At 64.8% G+C, this 20,529-nt stretch carries 17 protein-coding genes; 4 read left to right on the forward strand and 13 right to left on the reverse strand.

Annotated elements, in window-relative coordinates; all coding sequences use genetic code 11:
- Positions 1 to 59: 59 nt before the first annotated feature.
- Complete coding sequence (locus ATE71_RS16995) at positions 60 to 2,822, reverse strand: TonB-dependent receptor (protein WP_201022973.1); 2,763 nt, start codon at positions 2,820 to 2,822, stop codon at positions 60 to 62.
- A 318-nt stretch (positions 2,823 to 3,140) separates the two neighbouring features.
- Between ATE71_RS16995 and ATE71_RS17000 the strand changes: the two genes are divergently transcribed.
- Entirely contained in the window at positions 3,141 to 4,175 is a 1,035-nt protein-coding gene (locus ATE71_RS17000; RefSeq protein ID WP_058804491.1) for a LacI family DNA-binding transcriptional regulator, read from the forward strand.
- Positions 4,176 to 4,529: 354 nt separating this feature from the next.
- On the opposite strand, the gene recQ is transcribed toward ATE71_RS17000, so the two are convergent.
- The 7 genes from recQ to ATE71_RS17030 all read right to left on the reverse strand — a co-directional run bounded on the left by recQ (position 4,530) and on the right by ATE71_RS17030 (position 12,565).
- Positions 4,530 to 6,305, reverse strand: a complete 1,776-nt coding sequence (gene recQ, locus ATE71_RS17005) for a DNA helicase RecQ (RefSeq protein WP_058804492.1) — start codon at positions 6,303 to 6,305, stop codon at positions 4,530 to 4,532.
- A gap of 120 nt (positions 6,306 to 6,425) precedes the next feature.
- Entirely contained in the window at positions 6,426 to 8,465 is a 2,040-nt protein-coding gene (locus ATE71_RS17010; protein ID WP_235588059.1) for a putative bifunctional diguanylate cyclase/phosphodiesterase, read from the reverse strand.
- A gap of 108 nt (positions 8,466 to 8,573) precedes the next feature.
- Complete coding sequence (locus tag ATE71_RS17015; protein ID WP_058804493.1) at positions 8,574 to 10,394, reverse strand: ABCB family ABC transporter ATP-binding protein/permease; 1,821 nt, start codon at positions 10,392 to 10,394, stop codon at positions 8,574 to 8,576.
- A 68-nt stretch (positions 10,395 to 10,462) separates the two neighbouring features.
- Positions 10,463 to 10,612 carry a hypothetical protein gene (locus tag ATE71_RS22585; RefSeq protein WP_160328061.1) on the reverse strand — a complete coding sequence of 50 codons (150 nt, stop codon included), beginning with the start codon at positions 10,610 to 10,612 and terminating at the stop codon, positions 10,463 to 10,465.
- Positions 10,613 to 10,717: 105 nt separating this feature from the next.
- Positions 10,718 to 11,293: an LptA/OstA family protein gene (locus ATE71_RS17020; protein WP_058804495.1), complete on the reverse strand. Its 576-nt coding sequence runs from the start codon at positions 11,291 to 11,293 to the stop codon at positions 10,718 to 10,720.
- Positions 11,290 to 11,928, reverse strand: coding sequence for a hypothetical protein (locus ATE71_RS17025; protein ID WP_058804497.1), 639 nt, complete (start codon positions 11,926 to 11,928; stop codon positions 11,290 to 11,292). The genes ATE71_RS17020 and ATE71_RS17025 overlap by 4 nt, the downstream gene beginning before the upstream one ends.
- A gap of 19 nt (positions 11,929 to 11,947) precedes the next feature.
- On the reverse strand, positions 11,948 to 12,565 hold the full coding sequence (locus ATE71_RS17030; protein ID WP_058804499.1) for a ribonuclease D: 618 nt from the start codon (positions 12,563 to 12,565) through the stop codon (positions 11,948 to 11,950).
- Between the two features lie 263 nt (positions 12,566 to 12,828).
- Between ATE71_RS17030 and ATE71_RS23105 the strand changes: the two genes are divergently transcribed.
- The 3 genes from ATE71_RS23105 (at position 12,829) to ATE71_RS17045 (ending at position 15,347) form a co-directional block, all read left to right on the forward strand.
- Positions 12,829 to 13,608, forward strand: a complete 780-nt coding sequence (locus tag ATE71_RS23105; RefSeq protein WP_058804500.1) for a cold-shock protein — start codon at positions 12,829 to 12,831, stop codon at positions 13,606 to 13,608.
- A 145-nt stretch (positions 13,609 to 13,753) separates the two neighbouring features.
- Positions 13,754 to 14,329, forward strand: coding sequence for a phosphoribosyltransferase (locus ATE71_RS17040; protein ID WP_058804502.1), 576 nt, complete (start codon positions 13,754 to 13,756; stop codon positions 14,327 to 14,329).
- On the forward strand, positions 14,322 to 15,347 hold the full coding sequence (locus tag ATE71_RS17045; RefSeq protein WP_058804504.1) for an adenosine deaminase: 1,026 nt from the start codon (positions 14,322 to 14,324) through the stop codon (positions 15,345 to 15,347). The genes ATE71_RS17040 and ATE71_RS17045 overlap by 8 nt, the downstream gene beginning before the upstream one ends.
- A gap of 9 nt (positions 15,348 to 15,356) precedes the next feature.
- Here ATE71_RS17045 and ATE71_RS17050 read toward each other — a convergent pair whose 3' ends face one another.
- From ATE71_RS17050 to ATE71_RS17070, 5 genes are all read right to left on the reverse strand, one after another.
- Positions 15,357 to 16,397, reverse strand: a complete 1,041-nt coding sequence (locus tag ATE71_RS17050; protein ID WP_058804506.1) for a rod shape-determining protein — start codon at positions 16,395 to 16,397, stop codon at positions 15,357 to 15,359.
- 202 nt (positions 16,398 to 16,599) lie between these two features.
- Positions 16,600 to 17,085: a hypothetical protein gene (locus ATE71_RS17055; protein WP_235588060.1), complete on the reverse strand. Its 486-nt coding sequence runs from the start codon at positions 17,083 to 17,085 to the stop codon at positions 16,600 to 16,602.
- Positions 17,086 to 17,144: 59 nt separating this feature from the next.
- Positions 17,145 to 17,534, reverse strand: a complete 390-nt coding sequence (locus tag ATE71_RS17060; protein ID WP_058804510.1) for a reverse transcriptase-like protein — start codon at positions 17,532 to 17,534, stop codon at positions 17,145 to 17,147.
- A gap of 17 nt (positions 17,535 to 17,551) precedes the next feature.
- Positions 17,552 to 19,651 carry a TonB-dependent receptor plug domain-containing protein gene (locus ATE71_RS17065; protein ID WP_058804512.1) on the reverse strand — a complete coding sequence of 700 codons (2,100 nt, stop codon included), beginning with the start codon at positions 19,649 to 19,651 and terminating at the stop codon, positions 17,552 to 17,554.
- Positions 19,651 to 20,421 carry a hypothetical protein gene (locus ATE71_RS17070; protein ID WP_152998819.1) on the reverse strand — a complete coding sequence of 257 codons (771 nt, stop codon included), beginning with the start codon at positions 20,419 to 20,421 and terminating at the stop codon, positions 19,651 to 19,653. The genes ATE71_RS17065 and ATE71_RS17070 overlap by 1 nt, the downstream gene beginning before the upstream one ends.
- Positions 20,422 to 20,529: the final 108 nt, after the last annotated feature.

Consider the following 20,529-nt stretch of genomic DNA (forward strand, 5'->3'; position numbering starts at 1 on the left):
TGTTCCTTCCCTCTCCTCCGGGACGCGGGCCAGACGTATCGCCCGGCCCGCGCATCCCGTCAGAACTTGTAAGTGATGCCGGCCATGAAGTTGCGACCATAATTCTGATAGTCGCGGATTTGGCGCGGGTCGTTGTTGTAATAGGTGACGAACGGCTCGTTGGTCAGGTTCGACGCCTGCAGCAGGATACCAAGCCCTTCGAGCGCGCCGCTCTGGAAGGTGTATCCGACCTGCGCGTCGACGACGAACTCGCTCTTCGCCATGAACATGTCGCGCGCGAGGCTGATCGTCGAAACCTCGGCGAGAAACTTCGAGCGATAGCGGCCCGACGCACGCACTTGGAATCCGTCCTTTTCGAAGTAGGCGGTACCATTGATGACCCATTTCGACAGGCCGGGCATCGAAATCACGGTGTCGCCGCCTTCGCGCACGCGGCTCTTGGTATAGGACGCGCTGCCGAGCACGCCGAAACCGTCGAGCGACTGGGTGAAATTGGCGAAAGGCAGCGAGAAGGAGGCTTCGGCGCCATAGACGCGCCCGGCGTTGCCGTTCAGCCATTGCCTGCTGAGCCCGGCGCGCGTGCCGACCGTGCCGCCATCGGGAACCTCGAAGTCCGAGAAGTCGAACGGATTGACCTGGCGATAGATGTAATTTTCGAGATATTTGTAAAAGCCGCCAATCGACACATAGCCGCCCTGCCCGAAATATTTCTCGAGCCCGACGTCGATCGTGTCGGCCATCAGCGGACGCAGCTTCGCGTTGCCAAGGTCGAGCGACCAGGGCGAGGCGTTGACGTCGGTGTTGTTGCGCTTCGACGTGTCGAAATTGACGCCGCCCCCGGGCTTCAGCTGGTCCATGCGCGCGCGCGCCAGCACGCGCGCGGCACCGAAGCGCAGGAAGGCGTTGTCGGCGAATTCGACTGACAGGTTCAGGCTGGGCAGGATATCGGTATAGGTGTCGCCGTCGGTGATCGGCGTCGACTGGGTCACGCCGCCGACGACCTGCGCATAGAAGCTCGATCCCGTCTGGTCCGAGTGGACGACCTGTACGCCGACATTGCCGCGAACCGGCGTGCTGCCCGCATCGGCGTCGAAATTCGCCTGGGCGAATCCGGTCAGCACCTTTTCGCGGATCGTATAGTCGTTGAACACGCGCGCGGGATCGAAGCCGGCGCCGTCGGTCAGCGTATAATTGCCGTCGTTATAATAACGCCAGCTGTCGAATGCGACCATGCCGGGGATGCCGATGAAGTTGAGCGACACCGGATCGTAGAGATAGTCGGCGGGCACCGCGGTATTCGCCGGATAATTTTCGCTGGTGAGCACGAAACCGCGGTCGTCGAGGCTCTTCTTGCGGTCGGAATAATTTGCCCCGACGCGCACACTGCTGAGCACGCCGTCGAGGTCCTGCGTCGCCTGGACGCGCAGCGATTTCAGCTCGTCCTTGATCCGCGGCGTGTTGACGAAGCCGTCCTGGCAATTGGGCACCGCGCCGCCGCAGCTGTTCCAGCCCTGCGGATCGGTGATCACAAACAGATTGGGATCGGAATAGTCGAGCGACGGGTCGAACATGATGCCGCCGTTGGGACGCATTTCAAAGCCCAGCGCGGTTTCGCGCGCACCGACGCCCTGCCCGCGCCCGGTACCGAGATAGATTTCCAGATTTTCCTCAGTCTTCTTGATCCGCGAATAGCCGAGATCGAGCTCGAGCGTCAGCTTCTCATTGGGCTTGAATTGCGCATTCCACCCGCCCGCGATGATCGTCGAGTTGCGATGGACGACGTCGTTGCGCATCACCGCCTCGGTGCCGGTCCAAACGCCCTTGGTGACTAGACCATTCTCGATCGTGAAGCCTGGCTGAAGCGTCGAATTGCCCCAGAAAAGCGGGAATTCGATACCGCGCAGCCGCTGCTCGTCCTTGAACTTCGACCAATAGCCGTCGATCGTCGTGTGGAACTTGTCGCTCGGTTCCCATTCGACGACCGCCATCACGCCGTCGCGCTTCAGCTCGTTCGACTTCACATAGGGTTTGGCTCCGCCGATGATGAAGGCGGTGTTGGTGCCGTCGGTCGCCTCGGGATAGCCCCAGGCGTTGAAGCGTTCTTCGGCGGTCGGCGACTGCATGCGTGCATAGCCGATCGCCCAGCCGAGCGTGCCGTCGGCATTCTGGTCGATGTAGGAGATGTTGGCGCGATAGCCCTTGTTCGAAATGTCGGGATTGAGCTTGCCAAGGTCGTTGATCTCGAAGCGCGCCCCAGCGGCGATGGCGCGCTTGCCATAGGCGAGCGGACGCACCGTGCGCATGTCGATCGTGCCGCCGAGCGCCTGTCCGATCAGCGATGCGTCAGGGGTCTTGTAGACGACCGCGCCGTTCAAGAGCTCCGACGGATATTGGTCGAGTTCGACGCCGCGGTTGTTATTCGCCGAAACCTGTTCGCGGCCGTTGAGCAGCGTCGTCGTGAAATCGGGCGCAAGGCCGCGGATCGACACGACATTGGCGCGGCCATCGAGGCGCTGCGTCGCAAGGCCCGGCAGGCGCGACAGCGATTCGGCGATCGACAGGTCGGGCAGCTTGCCGATGTCTTCGGCCGAAACGACCTCGACGATCGACGTATTCGCCTTTTTCGCCTGCACCGAATTGTTGATCGCGCCGCGGATGCCGCTGACGACGATCTCTTCTTCAGCGGGGGCTTCGTCGGCGGGCGCCATGCCGGCATCCTGCGCCATTGCGGCACCGGGCACGAAGACGGTCAAGGCGAGGCCGAGCGCGATGGCGCTGGCACCCCGGCGACAATTGGAGCGAAAATTGGTCGGCATGGTCATATGTGGCTCCCCTGGCACGGACGGGCGATATCGACCACCGTCGGGAGCGGGGGACGCGGCGCGTCCGTCAGGTTCCTCTCCGACAAGTGGGCTTTCCCATCTTGAGCCTCGCAATTGAAACCAATCCCGCCGCGCCGCCATAGGGTATACGTATACGCATAATATGCAGCCCGGCGGACTGTCGCACAAATGCATCACTTTCGGCACCCAAAACCGCGGCGCGCGCCGCGGTTCAAATAGTTGGCATCGACCGGACCAATCGCTAATCTCCGATGGTTGCGACGGCGATCGACAAGCCGGTGCGCGAGGGAGAGAGACATGGGGCGCCAGCCCTCGGCCAAGCCGACGAGTTTCGACATCGCCTATCTGGCGGGCGTCTCGCAGCCCACGGTGTCGCGTGCGCTGCGCGGCAGCAAGTCGGTGAGCGCCGCGACGCGCGCCAACATCGAACGTATCGCGCGCGAACTCAACTATACCGTCGACAAGAATGCTTCGAGCCTGCGGTCGCAACGCACGCACACGCTCGCGCTGCTCTTTTTCGAGGACCCGACCCCCGACGAATCGATGATCAACCCCTTCTTCCTGTCGATGCTGGGGTCGATCACGCGGGAATGCGCGCGGCGCGGCTATGACCTGCTGATCAGCTTTCAGCAGATGCATAACGACTGGCACGTCGCCTATCAGGACAGCCACCGGTCCGACGGGATCATCCTGCTCGGCTATGGCGATTATCAGCTTTATCTCTCCAAGCTCGAACATCTGGTCGAAATGGGGACCAAGTTCGTTCGCTGGGGGTCGGTGTCGGAAGAAGGCATCGGGCTGACGGTCGGGTCGGACAATGTCGGCGCGGGCGAACAGGCCGGCGCGCATCTCGTCGAGATCGGACGGACGAGGATCGCGTTCCTCGGTGATGCGTCGGACCATGCCCCCGAATTTCAGGACCGGTATGACGGGCTGTGCCGCGCGATGCGCGCCGCGGGGATGGAGCCCGACCCCGCGCTCCAGCGCGATGCGGTATCGACCGAAGATTCGGGCTATGCTGCCGCGAACGCGCTGCTCGCGAGCGGCCAGCCCTTCGATGCGATCTTCGCGGCGAGCGACCTGATCGCGATCGGCGCGATGCGCGCGCTCGCGGAAGTCGGGCTTCGCATGCCTCACGACGTCGCGATCATCGGATTCGACGACATCCCTGCCGCCAGCCTGACCTCACCGACGCTGACCACGGTGATGCAGGATTTGAAGGGCGCCGGCCCCCTGCTCGTCGACGCGCTGCTCAGCCGGATCGAGAACCGCCCCGTCGAGCAGCGCATATTGCCCGCGCGGCTGATCAAGCGGCAGAGCACCGCAGTATAGGCTCTGCCGGTCGGCTTGGGTTAGCAATGGCCGCCGCCGGTTCCGCAGGCTGGGTCCACGACGCGGGCGACGCATGAACCGGTTACGCATGCCAAAGCTCAGGAATGGTCAGCCTTATGCGCCTCCCCATTTTTCGCTTTTGACGTACATGCCGAGCGGGTTTTTACCCGCGTCTACAGACCGGGCAGCAGCAGCATTTGTCCCCATATCGAAAGAGCCGAGCCGGAGGCTCGACACAGCCGGATAATGTAGGAAAAGCCTTTTGAAGGCGTCGACTTCGGGGTGGTTAGTTGACGATTGAATAGATCACCCCCTGACAGCGAGGGGCTTTAGGGAAGCAACGATCGCTAGCCGTCAATATTGCCGGATGACGTTCAAAAACGCGTCGCCCCACGCGTCGAGCTTCTTGCCGCCGACGCCCGGAATGTCGGCAAGCGCGCTCCGCGTCGCGGGCCGCTCGCTCGCCATCGCGCGCAGCACTGCGTCGTGGAAGATTACATAGGGCGGCACATTCGCTTCAGCCGCCAGTTCGCGCCGCATCGCGCGCAGCGCGTCGAACAGCGGATCGCCGACCGGGTTCGCAGCGGCCCGATCAGCCCGCGAAGCTCTTTGCGTCCGCTTCACCGGCGGCTCCGCCATCAGCACCGGGGTCTCGCCCTTCATCACCGCGCGCCCCGCGGGGCCGAACATCAGCCCGCCATGTTCGGTCGTCTCGAGCGCCTCGCGCGCGACGAGCGTGCGGACGAGCGGTTTGATCAGCCGCGCCTCCTCGCCCGCGACGATCCCGAACACCGACAGCTTGTCGTGCCCGCGGCTCGCGATCCGCTCGTCGCTTCGCCCGGTCAGCACCGCCTCGACATGACCCGCGCCATAGCTTTGGCCCGTGCGATAGACCGCCGAGAGCAGTTTCTGGGCCAGTACGGTGGCGTCGACTTGGCGCGGTGGATCGAGGCAATTGTCGCAATTTCCGCAGCGTTCGGGCGGACTCTCGCCGAAATGGCGGAGCAGCAGCGCGCGGCGGCATTCGACCGTCTCGACCAGCGCGGCGAGCGAATTGAGCCGCGCCCGCTCGCCGGCAAGCCGCGTTTCGGGCAACTCGCCGAGCCGCATCCGCGCGCGCGCGAAATCCTCGGCGCCCCACAGCATCAGCGCCTCGGCGGGGTCGCCATCGCGCCCCGCGCGCCCGGTTTCCTGATAATAGCTCTCGATCGATTTCGGGAGGCCGGCGTGCGCGACGAAGCGCACGTCGGGCTTGTCGATCCCCATGCCGAAGGCGACCGTCGCGGTGACAATGCCGTCCTCCGACGCGACGAAATCATGCTGCACCTGCGCGCGCCGTTCGGGATCGAGCCCGGCGTGATAGGCGGCAACGCCGCGTCCCGTCGCCGCTGCGAGCTTCGCCGCCATCCGCTCGGTCCCGTCGCGTGTCGGGCAATAGACGATGCCGGGTCCCGGGTTGGCGGCGATGAAGTCGGTGAGCTGTTTCGCCGGGCTCACGCGCGGCGTTACGCGATAGCGGATATTGGGCCGGTCGAACCCGGCGAGCACAAGTCCTTCGGCGGGAATGCCGAGCTGGACGAGGATATCCTCGCGCGTGTGTCTGTCCGCCGTTGCGGTCAACGCAAGCCTCGGCACCGCGGGAAAGGCGTCGAGCAACGGACGCAGAAGCCGGTAATCGGGCCGGAAATCATGTCCCCATTCCGAAACGCAATGCGCCTCGTCGATCGCGAACAGCGCGGGCGTGCGCGCTTCCATGAGCGAGCGGAAGCCCTCGCCCGTCGCACGCTCGGGCGCGATGTAGAGGAGGTCGAGCTGGCCGTCGCGATACGCCTGCCGCGTGTCGGCGAAATCGGCATCGACGCTGGTCAGCGACGCGGCGCGAATCCCCGCTGCGCGCGCGCCGCGCAGCTGGTCGTGCATCAGCGCGATCAGCGGCGACACGACAACGACGCAGCCGTCCAGCGCGACCGCGGGCAATTGATAGGTCAGCGACTTGCCCGCCCCCGTCGGCATTACCGCGAGCGTCCGCTCGCCCGCCATCACGCGACCGACGACATCGCCTTGGCGGCCGCGAAAATGGTCGAAACCGAAGGTGGATTTGAGCAGCGGGAGGAGCGCGTCGGCGGACATTGGAATGGGCGATAGAAATATTGACCCGGCGGGGGAAGCCCAGTCTCGACTATTCCAGTCCTTTTTTCCTTAGCATCGAGCGAAGTCGGGGTGGATCAAGCCCCGCGTCAGTATCGCGTATCAGGCGGCATGGACCCGCGCATCGTCGCCCTCGCTGCCGCGGGCTACCGCGCGTCCCGGCCGGCCGATCAGGAAACCCTGCGCCTCGTCGCAGCCCTCGCGGCGTAGCACGTCAAGCTGTTCCGCCGTCTCGATCCCCTCGGCGAGGATCGGGATCGACAGGCTCTTGCCAAGCGCGAGCACCGCGCGCAGGATCGCGGTAGACTGGATATTGCCCTCCAGCTCGGCAGCAAAAAAGCGGTCGAGCTTGATCTTGTCGAACGGAAAGGCGCGCAACGTCTCGAGCGAAGAATAGCCGGTGCCGAAATCGTCGAGCGCGACCCCAACGCCGAGCGCCTTGATCTGCCGCAGCACATGCAGCGCGCGCTCGCGGTCGGCGATGATCGCGGTTTCGGTCAGTTCGATCTCGAGCCGCCGCGGCGGCAGCCCCGTGTCGAGCAAGATCTGGTGGAACAGCCGCGGCAGGTCGACATGCGCCAGCTGGAGCGGCGAGACATTGACCGCGACCTTCGACTTGTGCGGCCAGCCCGCCGCATCGCCGCACGCGCGCCGCATCACCCATTCGCCGAGCGCGAGGATGAAGCCATTCGCCTCGGCGAGCGGGATGAACACCGCCGGCGGGATCGACCCGCGCACCGGGTGGGTCCAGCGCAACAGCGCCTCGTATCCGGTAACCTCGCCCGTCGTGACCGAGGTCTGGACCTGGTAATGGACGTCGAGCTGGTCGCGGTCGATCGCCGCGCGCAGGTCGGTGGCCAGCTCGCGCTGGTCGCGGATCGCCTCGTCGAGCTGCCAGTCGTAATGACAGGGCGCGGTCGCGGCGTCGGCTTTGGCGCGATACATCGCAAGGTCGGCGTTGTTCGCCAGCATTTCGGCGGTCGCGGCATCGTCGGGAAAAACCGCAACGCCGATGCTCGCGCCCAGCCGCGCCTCGAAATCGGGAAAGACGAGTGTCGTCTTGAGCTCGGCGTCGAGTCGCGCGGCGAACGCCACCAGCTGCGTGCGGTCGGTAAAGCGCATCAGCGCGACGAACTCGTCGCCGCCAAGGCGCGCGACGAATTCATTATGCCCCAGCGTGTCGCGCAACCGCTGCGCAATCCGCGCGAGCACCTCGTCGCCCGCCTTGTGGCCGTGGACATCGTTGATTTCCTTGAACCGGTCGAGATCGATCGCGCACAGGCCGACGCGCTCGCCGCTTACCAGCGCCGCGCCGATCTGCCGCGATAGTTCGGCGCGAAAGGCCGTGCGGTTGGGCAGCCCGGTCAGCGCGTCGTTCATCGCCATCCGCGTCAATTCGCGCATCGCTTCTGACCGCGTCTGGCGATCGAGCATCGCCGCAAACACGCCCGCCGCGATCACGATCCCGCCGACGAGCACCGTCGCGAGCGCGAGCGCATTAAATTCGGACGGGCGCAGCGGCGTCGCGTCGAGCGCCATAGGGGTGATCCGCATCGCGGTCATCGCGAGGAAATGGAGCGAAGCGATCGCGAGAACGATCAGCAGGGTCGCGATCGGAACGCGGTAGCGCACGGCCTTGCTCGTGCGGAGCGCCGTCAGCGCGGCTGCGGCAAAGGCCATGCCGCTCGCCACCGCGGCGGCGATATAATGGCCGTCCCATGCAACGATCCCGTCGACGCGGTACGCGGTCATGCCGGTGAAATGCATCGCCGCAATCGCCGCGCCGAACAGCGCGCCGCCGACCGCTCCGAAAATGTCCTTCTTGCCCCATGCGGCGACGGCGAAACCGATGAAGGAGCCAACCATCGCGACCATCAGCGATGCAATGGTCAGCACCGGGTCGAGCGTCACCGGCGCCTTCGCCTCGAACGCGAGCATCGCGACAAAATGGGTGCACCAGATCGTCGCGCTGGCGGCAACGGCGACAAGGAAGGCCCACGCAATTCCTTGCTTGCGATCAGCGTCGCGCGCGCGCTCGAACATCTGGACGATCGCAAAGGCGCCGATGCCGCAGATCGCAACCGCCAGCGCCACGAGCCACGGATCGTGGTCGATCGCGATACACATCGCCAGCCTGATCAAGAAACCCACCTTTCGCGTCGAACATCCGCCCGTGATGCGGGCGGGTCCCCGGAGGTCCAATTGGTGGAAATCACTTACAAAAATGTAAACGCCGGGGCTGGCGCATGGTCAGGCCTCGACGGTGCCCTCGTCGCGCTCCGCCTGCTGCCGCGCCCACATATCGGCGTACAGCCCGCGCATGGCGAGCAACTGGTCGTGCGTCCCCGTTTCGGCAACACGGCCCTTTTCCAGCACGATGATGCGGTCGGCACCCGTCACCGTCGACAGGCGGTGCGCTATCACCAGCGTCGTGCGCCGCGCCGCGATACGGTCGAGCGTGTCCTGGATCGCCGCTTCGGTACGACTGTCGAGCGCGCTCGTCGCTTCATCGAGGATCAGCAGCGGCGGATTCTTGAGCAGGGTGCGTGCGATCGCCACACGTTGTTTCTCACCGCCCGACAGCTTGAGCCCGCGTTCGCCGACCTCGGTGTCATAGCCTTGCGGCAGCAATGCAATGAAGCTGTCGATCGCCGCGCCTTCGGCCGCTGCCGCAATCTCCACGGCGGTCGCGCCTTCGCGGCCATAAGCAATATTATAGCCGATACTGTCGTTGAACAGCACCGTATCCTGCGGAACGATCCCGATTTCGGCGCGCAGGCTGTTTTGCGTGACCTGCGATATATCCTGACGATCGATCAGGATGCGTCCCCCCTGCGGATCGTAGAAGCGGAACAGCAGCCGCGCGATCGTCGACTTGCCCGCGCCCGAAGGGCCGACGATGGCCAGCGTCTCGCCCGCGCCGATCGCGAAGCTCACGCCGTTAAGGATCGTGCGGTCTGGTTCGTAGCCGAACACCACATTCTCGAACGCCACCGCGCCGCCGCTCACCGCCAAGGGTGCGGCGCCCGGCGCGTCCGAAATCTCGGGCGGCGTGTCGATCAGGCGGAACATCGCCTCCATATCGATCAGCCCCTGCCGGATCACGCGATAGACCATGCCGAGCATGTCGAGCGGACGGAACAGCTGCGCGAGCAGCGTATTCACCAGCACGACGTCGCCGACCTTAAACTCGCCGACCGACCAGCCCCACACCGTATAGGCCATCGCCCCCGCGAGCGCGGCGTTGGTGATCAGGCTCTGCCCGATGTTGAGCCACGCGAGGCTGTTCTCGCTCTTCACCGCGGCGCGCGCATATTGATCGGCGACGTCGCGATAGCGCGCTTCCTCGCGCTCCTCGGCGCCGAAATATTTGACCGTTTCGTAGTTCAAGAGGCTGTCGACGCTGCGCCCGATCGTCAGCGTGTCGAGGTCGTTCATCCGGGTGCGCAGCGCGTTGCGCCAGTCGGTCACCTTGCGCGTGAAGATGATATAGACGACCACCATCAGCGCGGTCGCGCTCGCCAGGCCGAAACTGAACTTGGTCCAGAAGATGATCAGCACCGCCGCGAGTTCGATCACCGTCGGCGCGATGTTGAACAGCAGGAAATAGAGCATCGTGTCGATGCTCTTCGTGCCGCGCTCGATCACCTTTGTCACTTCGCCCGTCCGCCGCGCAAGGTGGAAGCGCAGGCTCAGCGCATGAAGGTGGCTGAAGGTCGTAATCGCGAGTTCGCGCGTCGCATCCTGCCCGACGCGCTCGAACACGACATTGCGCAAATTGTCGAACAGCACCCCGGCAAAGCGCGCGCCGGCGTAAGCGAGCACTAGCCCGATCGCGAGCGCGACGCCCTCTTCCATCCCCGGCGCCATGCGGTCGATCGCGGCGCCATAGAGGAAGCCCATCGACAGCTGCACACCCTTCGACGCCAGCACAATTAGCCCGGCAAGGACGATACGCAGCTTCGCCTCGCGCTGCCCCGCGGGCCACAGATAGGGAAGGAAGCGCCTCAGCGTCGCAAGGACGGGCGGTTCGCGATTGGTCTCGGCTGAGGTGGAGGTATCGGGAGGCATGGACGCCCCATGTAGGACGCCAAACCCATTCCGCCAATGTCTGGGGTCGAGGGCCTAGGGTCAGGACCCTAGCGCGAGTGGCGGTACCCCGCGCGCGCGATGATGCGATCGATCAGCCGCCGTTCCTCGGATGTCGGGGTCGGCACGATCGCCTCGGGCGGCTCCTGACGACGGCCGAACAACGGACGCCGGGGCGGGACGATGGGGGAAAAGCGCATGGGGGCTCGCTTTCTATGTGCGGCGTCGCCCCCCGGCACCGCAAGTGGATCTGGTCCCCGCGCCATGGTGAAGGCGCGTGGTTGCAGTCCGGTAAAGCGCGCTGGTTACTGCTTTCTTTCCGGTACCGTGAAAGTGCCGGTCACGCGGCCGCCGGTGCCGCCCTGCACCGGATTGCCGTCGGGTCCGCGCGCCGCGCCGCGCCCGTCGACCGTCGCGCGGCCGCTGTTGAGGTCGATCACCATGCGCCCGCCGCGCAGCTGGTTGCCGCGCTGGCGAAGCTCGACATTGCCGACCATCGTGATCAGCCGCCGATCGAGGTCGTATATGGCGACGTTGCCCGACGCGCGTTCGTCGCCCTTGGTCACGACGACGCCGCCCGTTGCGTCGAGCCGGTTGACGTCGGTGCCGCCAGCGCGCGTGTAGGCGACCGTCATCCGCGCCGCGGTCAAGGTCATGCCCGCCTGCGTCACGCGGACATTGCCCGAGATGACGACGCGGTCGGCGCGATCCTGCACCTCGATGCTGTTCGCGGCGAAATCGACCGGGGCATTGCTGTTGTGATTCGCGAGCGCCTGCGCCCGGGCGCTGTCGCCGCTGCCCGCCGACAGGATCGCGAGGCTGGTCAGGACAAAGCCTGTCCCCGCGAGCGCCATGCTCTTCATCGTCCAGAGCCGGTTCATTTGAGCACTCCCTGATTGATCCTGAGCCGCGCATTGCCCTCGAGGCGCACGATCCGCTTGTCGAGGTCGGCGGACAGGCGGTTGGCCGAGAAGGGGCCGATGTTGAGCGCGCCGTCGACGCCGCCGGTGCCGACCAGCGTCCGCGTCTTCAGGTCGACCGCGACATTGCTCGCGTCGATCCGGTACCCGCCGGCGCTTTTGACCTGCACCAGCCCCGGCACCGCAACCTTTTCGGTATCCATATTATAGGCGCTGTCACGCGCAACGATCGTTGCCGGCCCGTCGTCGAGACGGATCGCGCCCGACAGGTCGGTCATCCGCACGATCGGTTCGGCCGAGCTTTTTTGCACCGCGCTGCCCGCGAGCAGGGCAAAGGGCTGCCCCTTTGCATCTTGGCCGCGATATTCGGCGCGCGTCACCTTCATCCGTTCGCTCGCCATATCGACCTTGTCCTTGGCGAGCAGGAAGCTGATCTCTGTGCGCTGGGTAAAGGGCGAAAAAACCAGCACCGCCGCGACGACCCCGATCACCAGCGGCAGGCCGAAACGCAGGATGCGCACGACCTTGTCGTGGCTCGAGCCGCTCGCCGCCCACATGCGGCGCATCGTGCGGTCAAGATCGGCGCGTTCGGACATCCGTCTACCTTCCAGGGGCTCAACTATGCGCGAAAATGTCGGCTTCGGGCCAGCCGGCCAGATCGAGCGCGGCGCGCGTCGGCAGGAAGTCGAAACAGGCCTGTGCAAGGCTGGTGCGGCCTTCGCGCGCGAGCCGCAGGTCGAGAATCTCTTTCATCGCGTGGAGGAAGCGGACGTCGCTCGCCGCATAGTCGCGCTGCGCGTCGGACAGTTCGGCGGCGCCCCAATCGCTCGACTGCTGCTGCTTTGATACCTCCTGCCCCAGCAGTTCGCGCACCAATTCCTTGAGGCCGTGGCGGTCGGTATAGGTGCGGATCAGCTTCGAGGCGATCTTGGTGCAATAGACGGGCGCGGTGACGACGCCAAGCGCCTGTTGCAGCGCCGCAATGTCGAACCGCGCAAAGTGGAACAGCTTCAGCCGCGCGGGATCGGTCAATATCGCTTTCAGCACCGGCGCGTCATAGGCGCTGCCCGCCTTGAAGCGGACGAGATGCTCGTCGCCTGACCCGTCGCTGATCTGGACGAGGCACAGCCGGTCGCGCAATGGATTGAGGCCCATGGTCTCGGTATCGACAGCGACGGCGCCCGGGCCAAGCACGCCCTCAGGCAAATCTTCTTCATGGAAATAGACAGTCATGCGCTTCGCCTTAGGCCAAGCCGCCGTGCCGCTCAATGACTGGTTTTTGCACGCGTCGCCTACCCGCGGCCGCCCCCCGGCAAAACGTATGTTACACGGCTTCGCGAGGTTGAATTTTCTGTTCGCAGAGCGCGTCGATATAGGCTATATATTGCGCCGTTAGCGGCACGGGGCGAGTCTGTGCCCATGGTGAACTGCGTCCCCGTCCGGCGCAAGGCGCCGATCGAATGGGTGATGGACGAACCGAAAGCGACTATTAGACAATGAGTTTCAACAAGGATCGCCGCGGCCAGCGGGGGCGCGGTAAGCGCGACGATTTCGGCAATTTCGACAGCTTTGAACCGGCGCCCTATGGTGGCGACAGTTACGGCGGCGGACGCGGCGGCTTCGGCGACCGCGATCGCGGCGGCTTCGGCGGTGGGGACCGCGGCGGCTTCGGCGGTGGTGATCGCGGCGGCGGCTTCGGCGGCGGTGACCGTGGTGGCTTCGGCGGCGGTCGTGGCGGCGGCATGCCGGCGCAGGTCGTTGGCGAAGGTCAGGGCACGGTGAAATTCTTCAATCCGTCGAAGGGCTTCGGCTTCGTCGCACGCGACGACGGCGGCGAGGATGTGTTCGTCCACATCAGCGCGGTCGAACAGGCCGGGCTCCAAGGCCTTGCCTCGGGCCAGCCGCTCGGCTTCACACTTGTCGAACGCAACGGCAAGGTGTCGGCCATCGATCTCAAGATCGAAGGCGAACCGATGCCGATCGAGGAATCCGCACCGCGTCGCGACGATCGCGGCCCGGGCGGCGCCGGCGGCGCGCGCGGCCGTCGCCAGCTGACGGGCGAGCGTACCTCGGGTACCGTCAAATTCTTCAACACGACGAAGGGCTTCGGCTTTATCGCGCGTGACGATGGGCAGGCCGACGCCTTCGTGCACATCAGCGCGGTGCAGCGTGCCGGCATGACCGGCCTCGACGAAGGCGACCGCGTCGCGTTCGACATCGAAGTCGACGACCGCGGCAAGTTCGCGGCGGTGAATATCCAGCCGCATCAAGACTGATCGGCGGGATAATCCGCAAAACGGAAAAGGGCGGCTTTGGGCCGCCCTTTTTATTTGCGAAAAGAGCCGAAAGCGAACGTCCGTCCTCCGACCCCGAAACCGCCACATCTTGCGGCGCTCCGCCCGCAGGATTACTCCGGATGGCATGAGCGACGCCAAAATCTTCATCAGCGCGAACGATCTGCTCGCCGACTCCTTCCGCCTCGGGATGCAGGTTCTGGACAGCGGCTTCAAACCGACGCATCTCGTCGGCATCTGGCGCGGCGGCGCGCCGGTCGGCATAGCGGTACAGGAACTGCTCGATTACCACGGCCACCACTGCGACCACATCGCCATCCGCACCTCGTCCTACCATGGCATCGACCAGCAGGACGCACACGTCAAAGTCTTCGCATTGGGCTATCTGATCGATACGCTGAACCCCGAAGACCGCTTGCTGATCATCGACGACGTCTTTGATTCGGGCCGCAGCATCCGGGCCTTCATCGCCGAACTCAAGGCACGTTGTCGCCACAATATGCCGCGCGATGTTCGCATCGCGACCGTCTGGTTCAAGCCCGACCGCAACGTCACCGACCTTCGTCCCGATTTCTTCGTCCACGAAACCGACCAATGGCTGATCTTCCCGCACGAGGTCGACGGGCTGACGATCGAGGAAATCCGGCAGCATAAGCCCGAAGCGGCGATCATCCTGCGCGAAGAGGAGGCGTCCCATGGCTGAAGCATTCGTATCGACCGAAGAACGCGCCGCCTTCATCGCAGGCCTGCCCAAGGCTGAACTGCATCTGCATATCGAAGGTTCGCTCGAACCCGAACTGATGTTCGAACTGGCGCAGCGCAACAATGTCGCCATCCCCTTCGCCAGCGTTGACGAGGTACGCGCTGCCTACGCTTTCTCGAACCTTCAGGATTTCCTCGACATCTATTATCAGGGCATGGGCGTTCTCCACACCGAACAGGATTTCCACGACCTCACCGCCGCCTATCTGGTGCGCGCGCATACCGACGCGGTCCGCCACGTCGAAATCTTCTTTGACCCACAAGGACATACCGAACGCGGCGTCGCCTTCGCGACCATCATCGCCGGCATCACTCGCGCGCTCGACGATGCGCGGGCGCGCTATGGCATGACCTCGAAACTTATCATGTGCTTCCTCCGCCACCTCAGCGAAGCCGACGCCGAAAAGACGCTCGACGCGGCCTTGCCATATCTCGACCGCATCGACGGAGTCGGCCTCGATTCGTCCGAAGTCGGCCACCCACCCGCAAAATTCGAACGCGTCTTCGCGCGCGCGCGTACCCTCGGGCTCAAGCTCGTCGCGCATGCGGGCGAGGAAGGTCCGCCCGCCTATGTCCATGAAGCGCTCGATCTGCTCAAGGTCGATCGCATCGACCATGGGAACCGCAGCCTCGAAGACCCCGCGCTCGTGGCTCGCCTCGCGGCCGAGGGCATGACGCTCACGGTCTGCCCGCTCTCGAACCTCAAGCTCTGTGTCGTCGATGCCATCGACGCGCACCCACTACGAACAATGCTCGTCGCCGGCCTCCGCGCGACGGTAAACAGCGACGATCCCAGCTATTTCGGCGGCTATGTGAACGCCAATTACCTTGCCGTCGCCGACGCACTCGACCTGTCGAAAGACGATCTGATTACGCTTGCGCGCAACAGCTTCACCGGCTCGTTCCTGAACGACGCTGAGAAGGCGAAACACCTCGCCGCGATCGACGCCTACGCCTGACCTACGCGATCAAGCGGCAAGCAGGACGCCGTGGTAGGCGCGATCCTCGAACGCCAGCCCCGCACCCATCGCGACGCAGATCAGCGCTTCGTCGGCGACCCGGACATGAAGCCCCGTCGCCTCGGCGATCGCGACGTCCATCCGCCGCAGCAGCGCGCCGCCGCCCGTGAGCATGATACCATAATCGATGATGTCGGCCGACAATTCGGGCGGCGTCTGCTCGAGCGCGGCGCGCACCGCAGCGACGATCTGTCCGACCGGCTCGGCCAGCGCGTCGGCGATCTCGGCTTCGGACACGCGGACTTCGGACGGACGGCCGTTGACGAGATCGCGCCCCTTCACGCCCATCACGATGCCTTCGCCGTCGGGCGGCGTCGCGCATCCGATCGCCAGCTTGACGCGCTCGGCGGTCATTTCGCCGATCATCAGATTATGCTTGCGGCGGATGTAGGAGGAAATCATGTCGTCCATCTTGTCGCCGCCGACCCGCACCGAATTGCTGTAGGCGATACCACCCAGCGATAGGATCGCGACCTCGGTCGTCCCGCCGCCGATATCGACGACCATCGCCCCCGTTGGTTGCGTCACCTGCAACCCCGCGCCGATCGCGGCCGCGAGCGATTCCTCGATCAATTGGACCGATACGGCGCCCGCATTCGACGCAGCATCGCGGATCGCACGGCGTTCGACCATCGTCGATCCCGACGGCACGCACACGACGACATTGCTGCGCTGGCGCAACCGGCTCGGGCCGCCCAACGCCTTGTCGATGAAATGCTTGATCATCTGCTCGGCGACATCGATGTCGGCGATCACCCCGTCGCGCAGCGGTCGGATCGCCTGGATATTGTTCGGAGTCTTGCCCATCATCGGCTTGGCCTCGTTGCCGACGACCTTGACCCGCCGCACGCCGTCGCGCGTTTCGAGTGCAACGACCGAAGGCTCGTTCAGCACGATCCCCTTGTCGCGCACATAGACGACGGTGTTCACGGTTCCCAGGTCGATGGCCATGTCATACGCGGCCGATGTGAACCGATTGAAGAATTTCATAGAGGATAGGAACTTTCGGTCAGGGGGAATGGGGCGCGCGTGCGGCTGGCCGCGCAACGCCCGTGACCTTTCGCTTGTAATCAAGCTTCGGGAGCGTCAACCGGTGGCGGTGCAGACCGTTGGTTTCTCAGGCCCGAACGAAAATCGGGCTCCGACGGGCGCCGTTGTCGCACGGTTCACCGACAGCCTCGTGCCTGCGGCTTCAGTCGCGCCGGGGAACGACGAACTTCAATCCCTGAAGCCGGACCACCTCGTCCCCGACGCAAAGCGGCGCCGCGATCAAACGCATCCACCGCGGCTCCGCCGTCGCGGGCCGGATTTCGACGTCGATCGTGAATCCGCGCCGGTGGCGGATCGCATAGGCGCGCAATTTCTCCATCGCCGCGCGCGATTCCTCGACATAGAGCGCGACCGCTTCGTCGCGCATCACCGCTGCCCCTCTCGGGATGCCGAAGATGTCATAGACCTCGTCGGACCATGTTAGGCTGTTATCCGACAGATCGCATTCCCAGACGCCCGGACGCTCGAGCCTTTCCGCCGCAATCGCCATCTCCGGTACCCAGTCGAGCGTGTCATAGCCATGCACTTGGCCCAAGGCGAAATGGCGCTCGCGCTCATAAAGCGCCCAACTGTGATGAACGGGCAAGGGATAGGTCGGTTTCAACGTGCTGGTCTTCCGTCGTGTCATCCAGAGGATAGGCGTAGCGCGCTTAACAAGTGATGATCCCGCTTTTCAACCGCCGACCGCTATTTCCTGACCTCTCCCGCCCGCGCCAGCGCAATCCCGGCGAGGTTCTGTGTCCGCTTGATATGACGAATGCGCGGAACCGGGCCGTCCTCCGCAAGCGCACGGAAGGTCGCGAGATGCCGCGCCGCGTCGCCGCGCGCGCGCACCGCACCAGTCGCCTGATGCACGACCGCTGCCGCATCGCCGAGCAGGACGAAGTCGGCCAGCCCCCGCCTCCGCGCCAGCCGCAGTGCGGCGATCAGCGCCAGCCATTCGGCATCCATGCTGCTTCCCACACCCACGTCGCGATCAATCTCAATCGCGCCGCCCGCAACCACCGCGATTTCCATCGCGCCCGGATTAGGCCGGCAGCCGCCGTCGAAATAGATTTTGGTCCGGCGGGCGGTCATCCGACCAGCCTAGCTGGTCAGAACTTTCCGCGCACCGAAAAGGAGAAGATCGGCCCGATCAACCTGTCGCGCGCCTCGACGAAGCTGACGGGGCTTTCGCCGCGCACCCCGCCATAGACGGTGCGGTCGCGTTTCGAACGGGCGTTGGCGATGTTGCGGACCGACGCGCGGACGGTCATCCCCCCAACATTCTTGTGCTCGACGAAAACCGACGCCCACACCGGCCCCTCCCAAACCTTGTCGACCTGGTTGCGGCGATAATTGGGCTGGTAATGCGCATATTCGGCGTCGCCGCCCCACGCCCAGTCGGTGCCCGGGATATCGTGGCGCAGGCCAAGGCTGATCACCGTGTCGGTGAAGCCGCTCCACTGCCTTTTCTCACCGGTGAAGGGGTCGCGCAGCGAGCTTTTCTGAAGCAGCAGCCGGGGTTCGAGCCGCATGCCCTTGATCCCCGCCGGATCGAGGTTGATCGTCGCGGTCCAGTCGATCGCGCCGGCCTTGGCCTTCGCAATATTGCCCACCGCTTCGCCATTGGTCCCGATCGGGATGACATCGACGCGGTCCTCGACGTCGCGATAGATCAGGACGATCTTGGTCGAACCCCAGGCACCAAACTTCCTGTTGATCTCCGCCTCATAGGTCCAGTCCTGCTGCGGCCGAAGGTCGTTGTTGCTCTCATTCTGGTTGCCGTCGTTGAGGAAGGCGCGCGCGAGAAAGTCGTAAAAGGATAGTTGCAGCACGCGGCGGCGCAGCTTCACCGACACGTCGAAATCGGCCGATGGCGTCCAGGCGAGTGAGACCGACCCCTTGGGCCGGAAAAAGCTGCGCGTCAGGCCGTTTACGCCCGTCTGGGTGATCGTCGAATGCTCGGCGCCCGCTATGATCTGAACATTGAGCCTGTCGGTGAGCTTGCGGCCGAAACTCAGCAGCCCCTCGTACCGGTCCTCGCTGACACCGCCCGTGCCGCCGTCGAACGGCTCGGTCACGAACACCCCATCCTCATCGAGCACCGCGATCGAGGCGACATTGTCCAGCGTATTAAACGCGCCCTCCCCCGACAGCTGCCAGTCGCCGCCGAACATCTTCCACTGATATTCGCCGCGCGCGATCGTCTCGCCGATGTTGCCCGTCTGTACGAAACGGTCGCCCGTCGCGGGCGTCCCGTCGTCGGGTGTCGTGACGATTTCCTGGGCATAGGGCTCGTGACTGAACCGACGCAGCCCGATCAGCTTGAGCTTCCCTGGCCCCAGGGCGAACTGATAATCGCCGCTGACTTCGTAATTCCAGCTGTCAGCATTTTCGCGCACGGTACGGAGGCGATCGGAAAATCCGGGCCCCGTCCGCGTGCCATCCTCATAATAGCGGTCATATTTGCGCTGATAATGGCCGCCGAGGTTCGCCACCGTATCGCCCGCAGGGTCCCAGGTGATGCGTCCCGACAGCTTCGGCGTATCGTAATGCGTATTCCAGATATCGTTGCGACGCTCGGTGATATTGCCCGTGCCGTCATAGATCAGTGTAGGCCCACCCGCGCCGCTGCGCGCCGAATCATCGTTGCTCAGCGCTGCCTCATATTCGACATCGCCGCGCCGCCCGCGCATCGACACGTCGGCACGCGTCAAGAGCGGGTCGGTGTAATGCGCGCGAAATTCCGGCTTCCACGAAAATTGCCCCGAAAAAGCATCGGCGCTATAAACGATATTGGCAACCTGCCCCGACAGGCCGGGGATATCGAGCGTCGCGCCGTCGACAATCTCGATCCGCTCGACATTGCCCGCAGGAATGCGCGACAATTGCGTGTACATATCGTCGGCCTTGTTCGACGGCCGCTCGCCGTTGAACAGCACATTGCCCGTCGCCTGCCCCAGCCCGCGCAATTGCTCATTGTCGCGGATCTGGAAACCGGGGACCTGGGTCAGCATGTCATAAGCGTTGCGCGGGGCGTAGCGCGCGAAGTCAGCGGGCGCGTAGACCTGCCGCGCAACGCTGCTCGGCCCGCCTGCCGGAACCTCGGTCGCGGCGGGCGGCGGGGTGTCGCCAGACAGGGGCGCCTCTTGCGCCGCCGCTGGCGTGAAAGAAAGCGCCGCCGACAGCGCCGCAAGACTGACCGGACGCATCAATTCGCATTCCCCCCGACCGCGCGGTTCATCGCCTGCGCATATTCCCCCGTGACCCCCATCGCCTTCATGCCGACGACATCGTCGGCGCTCAGCTTCCGGTATCCCGCCGCGGTCAGTCCGCGCACATAGGCCCCGTCGACACCCAGCGCCTTGCACGCGATCGCGTCGTCTATATCGGTCAGCACGATCGCTTCGGATTTGATCTCGCGGACATATTCGCCCGTCACGCCGAGCGCCGCTGCGGCGATCAGGTCGTCTGCCTCTTTGGGCCGCACGCCCTCGGCAATCAGCCCGTCGGCCAGCGCAACCGTTGCGTCGACGATCACCATGCTCAATTGCTCGGCCATCGATTCGGGCGCCACTCCGCGTTGGGCGAGCGCGTGCGCAAACCCGGCGTCGGGGACAAAGCGGCACCGGCCCCTGCCTTCGAAGGCGCGCGCCGCTTCGCCGCTGCAATCGAGCGTCCCCGCCGCGTGCCGGACGGTAAAACGCACCGGGCCCGCCGCGCCCAGCGCATCGCGCACTGCGGTGAACTCGGGTCGCTGCCCGCCAAGCTCGGCGTCAAGCGACATGTCGCTGTTCGACGATTTGTGGCGCAATTGCAGTCGCGGCTGGCCTTCGTCTCCACCATCGGGTCTGACCTCCCAGCCGATGTCCCGCATGTGCGCGGCCTCGTCGGAACCGGGTGCCGTCGCCGGCTGCTCCGGCGCGGCGCCGCCCAGTGCGGACAAAAGAGCCAGACTCGATGCGGCGATAATGATTTTCATGGCGGCACTCCTCCCTTCGCGCGCCGGGCGAGCGCCATCGCTCGCCGCGACCGCGGCAATTCCCAACGATTGTTCGATTAATGGAACGTAGCTTTGGGCCAGTGGCCC

Source organism: Sphingopyxis sp. H115 (assembly GCF_001468465.1).
Classification (GTDB): domain Bacteria; phylum Pseudomonadota; class Alphaproteobacteria; order Sphingomonadales; family Sphingomonadaceae; genus Sphingopyxis.

Excerpts from the sequence above, each read along its gene's own strand:
- ATE71_RS17060 (WP_058804510.1), bottom strand. The coding sequence starts at position 17,534 with ATGACCGCCCGCCGGACCAAAATCTATTTCGACGGCGGCTGCCGGCCT.
- ATE71_RS17065 (WP_058804512.1), bottom strand. The coding sequence starts at position 19,651 with ATGCGTCCGGTCAGTCTTGCGGCGCTGTCGGCGGCGCTTTCTTTCACG.
- ATE71_RS17040 (WP_058804502.1), top strand. The coding sequence starts at position 13,754 with ATGAGCGACGCCAAAATCTTCATCAGCGCGAACGATCTGCTCGCCGAC.
- ATE71_RS17000 (WP_058804491.1), top strand. The coding sequence starts at position 3,141 with ATGGGGCGCCAGCCCTCGGCCAAGCCGACGAGTTTCGACATCGCCTAT.
- ATE71_RS17050 (WP_058804506.1), bottom strand. The coding sequence starts at position 16,397 with ATGAAATTCTTCAATCGGTTCACATCGGCCGCGTATGACATGGCCATC.
- ATE71_RS17045 (WP_058804504.1), top strand. The coding sequence starts at position 14,322 with ATGGCTGAAGCATTCGTATCGACCGAAGAACGCGCCGCCTTCATCGCA.
- recQ (WP_058804492.1), bottom strand. The coding sequence starts at position 6,305 with ATGTCCGCCGACGCGCTCCTCCCGCTGCTCAAATCCACCTTCGGTTTC.
- ATE71_RS22585 (WP_160328061.1), bottom strand. The coding sequence starts at position 10,612 with ATGCGCTTTTCCCCCATCGTCCCGCCCCGGCGTCCGTTGTTCGGCCGT.
- ATE71_RS17070 (WP_152998819.1), bottom strand. The coding sequence starts at position 20,421 with ATGAAAATCATTATCGCCGCATCGAGTCTGGCTCTTTTGTCCGCACTG.
- ATE71_RS17055 (WP_235588060.1), bottom strand. The coding sequence starts at position 17,085 with ATGACACGACGGAAGACCAGCACGTTGAAACCGACCTATCCCTTGCCC.
- ATE71_RS17030 (WP_058804499.1), bottom strand. The coding sequence starts at position 12,565 with ATGACTGTCTATTTCCATGAAGAAGATTTGCCTGAGGGCGTGCTTGGC.
- ATE71_RS16995 (WP_201022973.1), bottom strand. The coding sequence starts at position 2,822 with ATGACCATGCCGACCAATTTTCGCTCCAATTGTCGCCGGGGTGCCAGC.
- ATE71_RS17020 (WP_058804495.1), bottom strand. The coding sequence starts at position 11,293 with ATGAACCGGCTCTGGACGATGAAGAGCATGGCGCTCGCGGGGACAGGC.
- ATE71_RS23105 (WP_058804500.1), top strand. The coding sequence starts at position 12,829 with ATGAGTTTCAACAAGGATCGCCGCGGCCAGCGGGGGCGCGGTAAGCGC.
- ATE71_RS17025 (WP_058804497.1), bottom strand. The coding sequence starts at position 11,928 with ATGTCCGAACGCGCCGATCTTGACCGCACGATGCGCCGCATGTGGGCG.
- ATE71_RS17015 (WP_058804493.1), bottom strand. The coding sequence starts at position 10,394 with ATGCCTCCCGATACCTCCACCTCAGCCGAGACCAATCGCGAACCGCCC.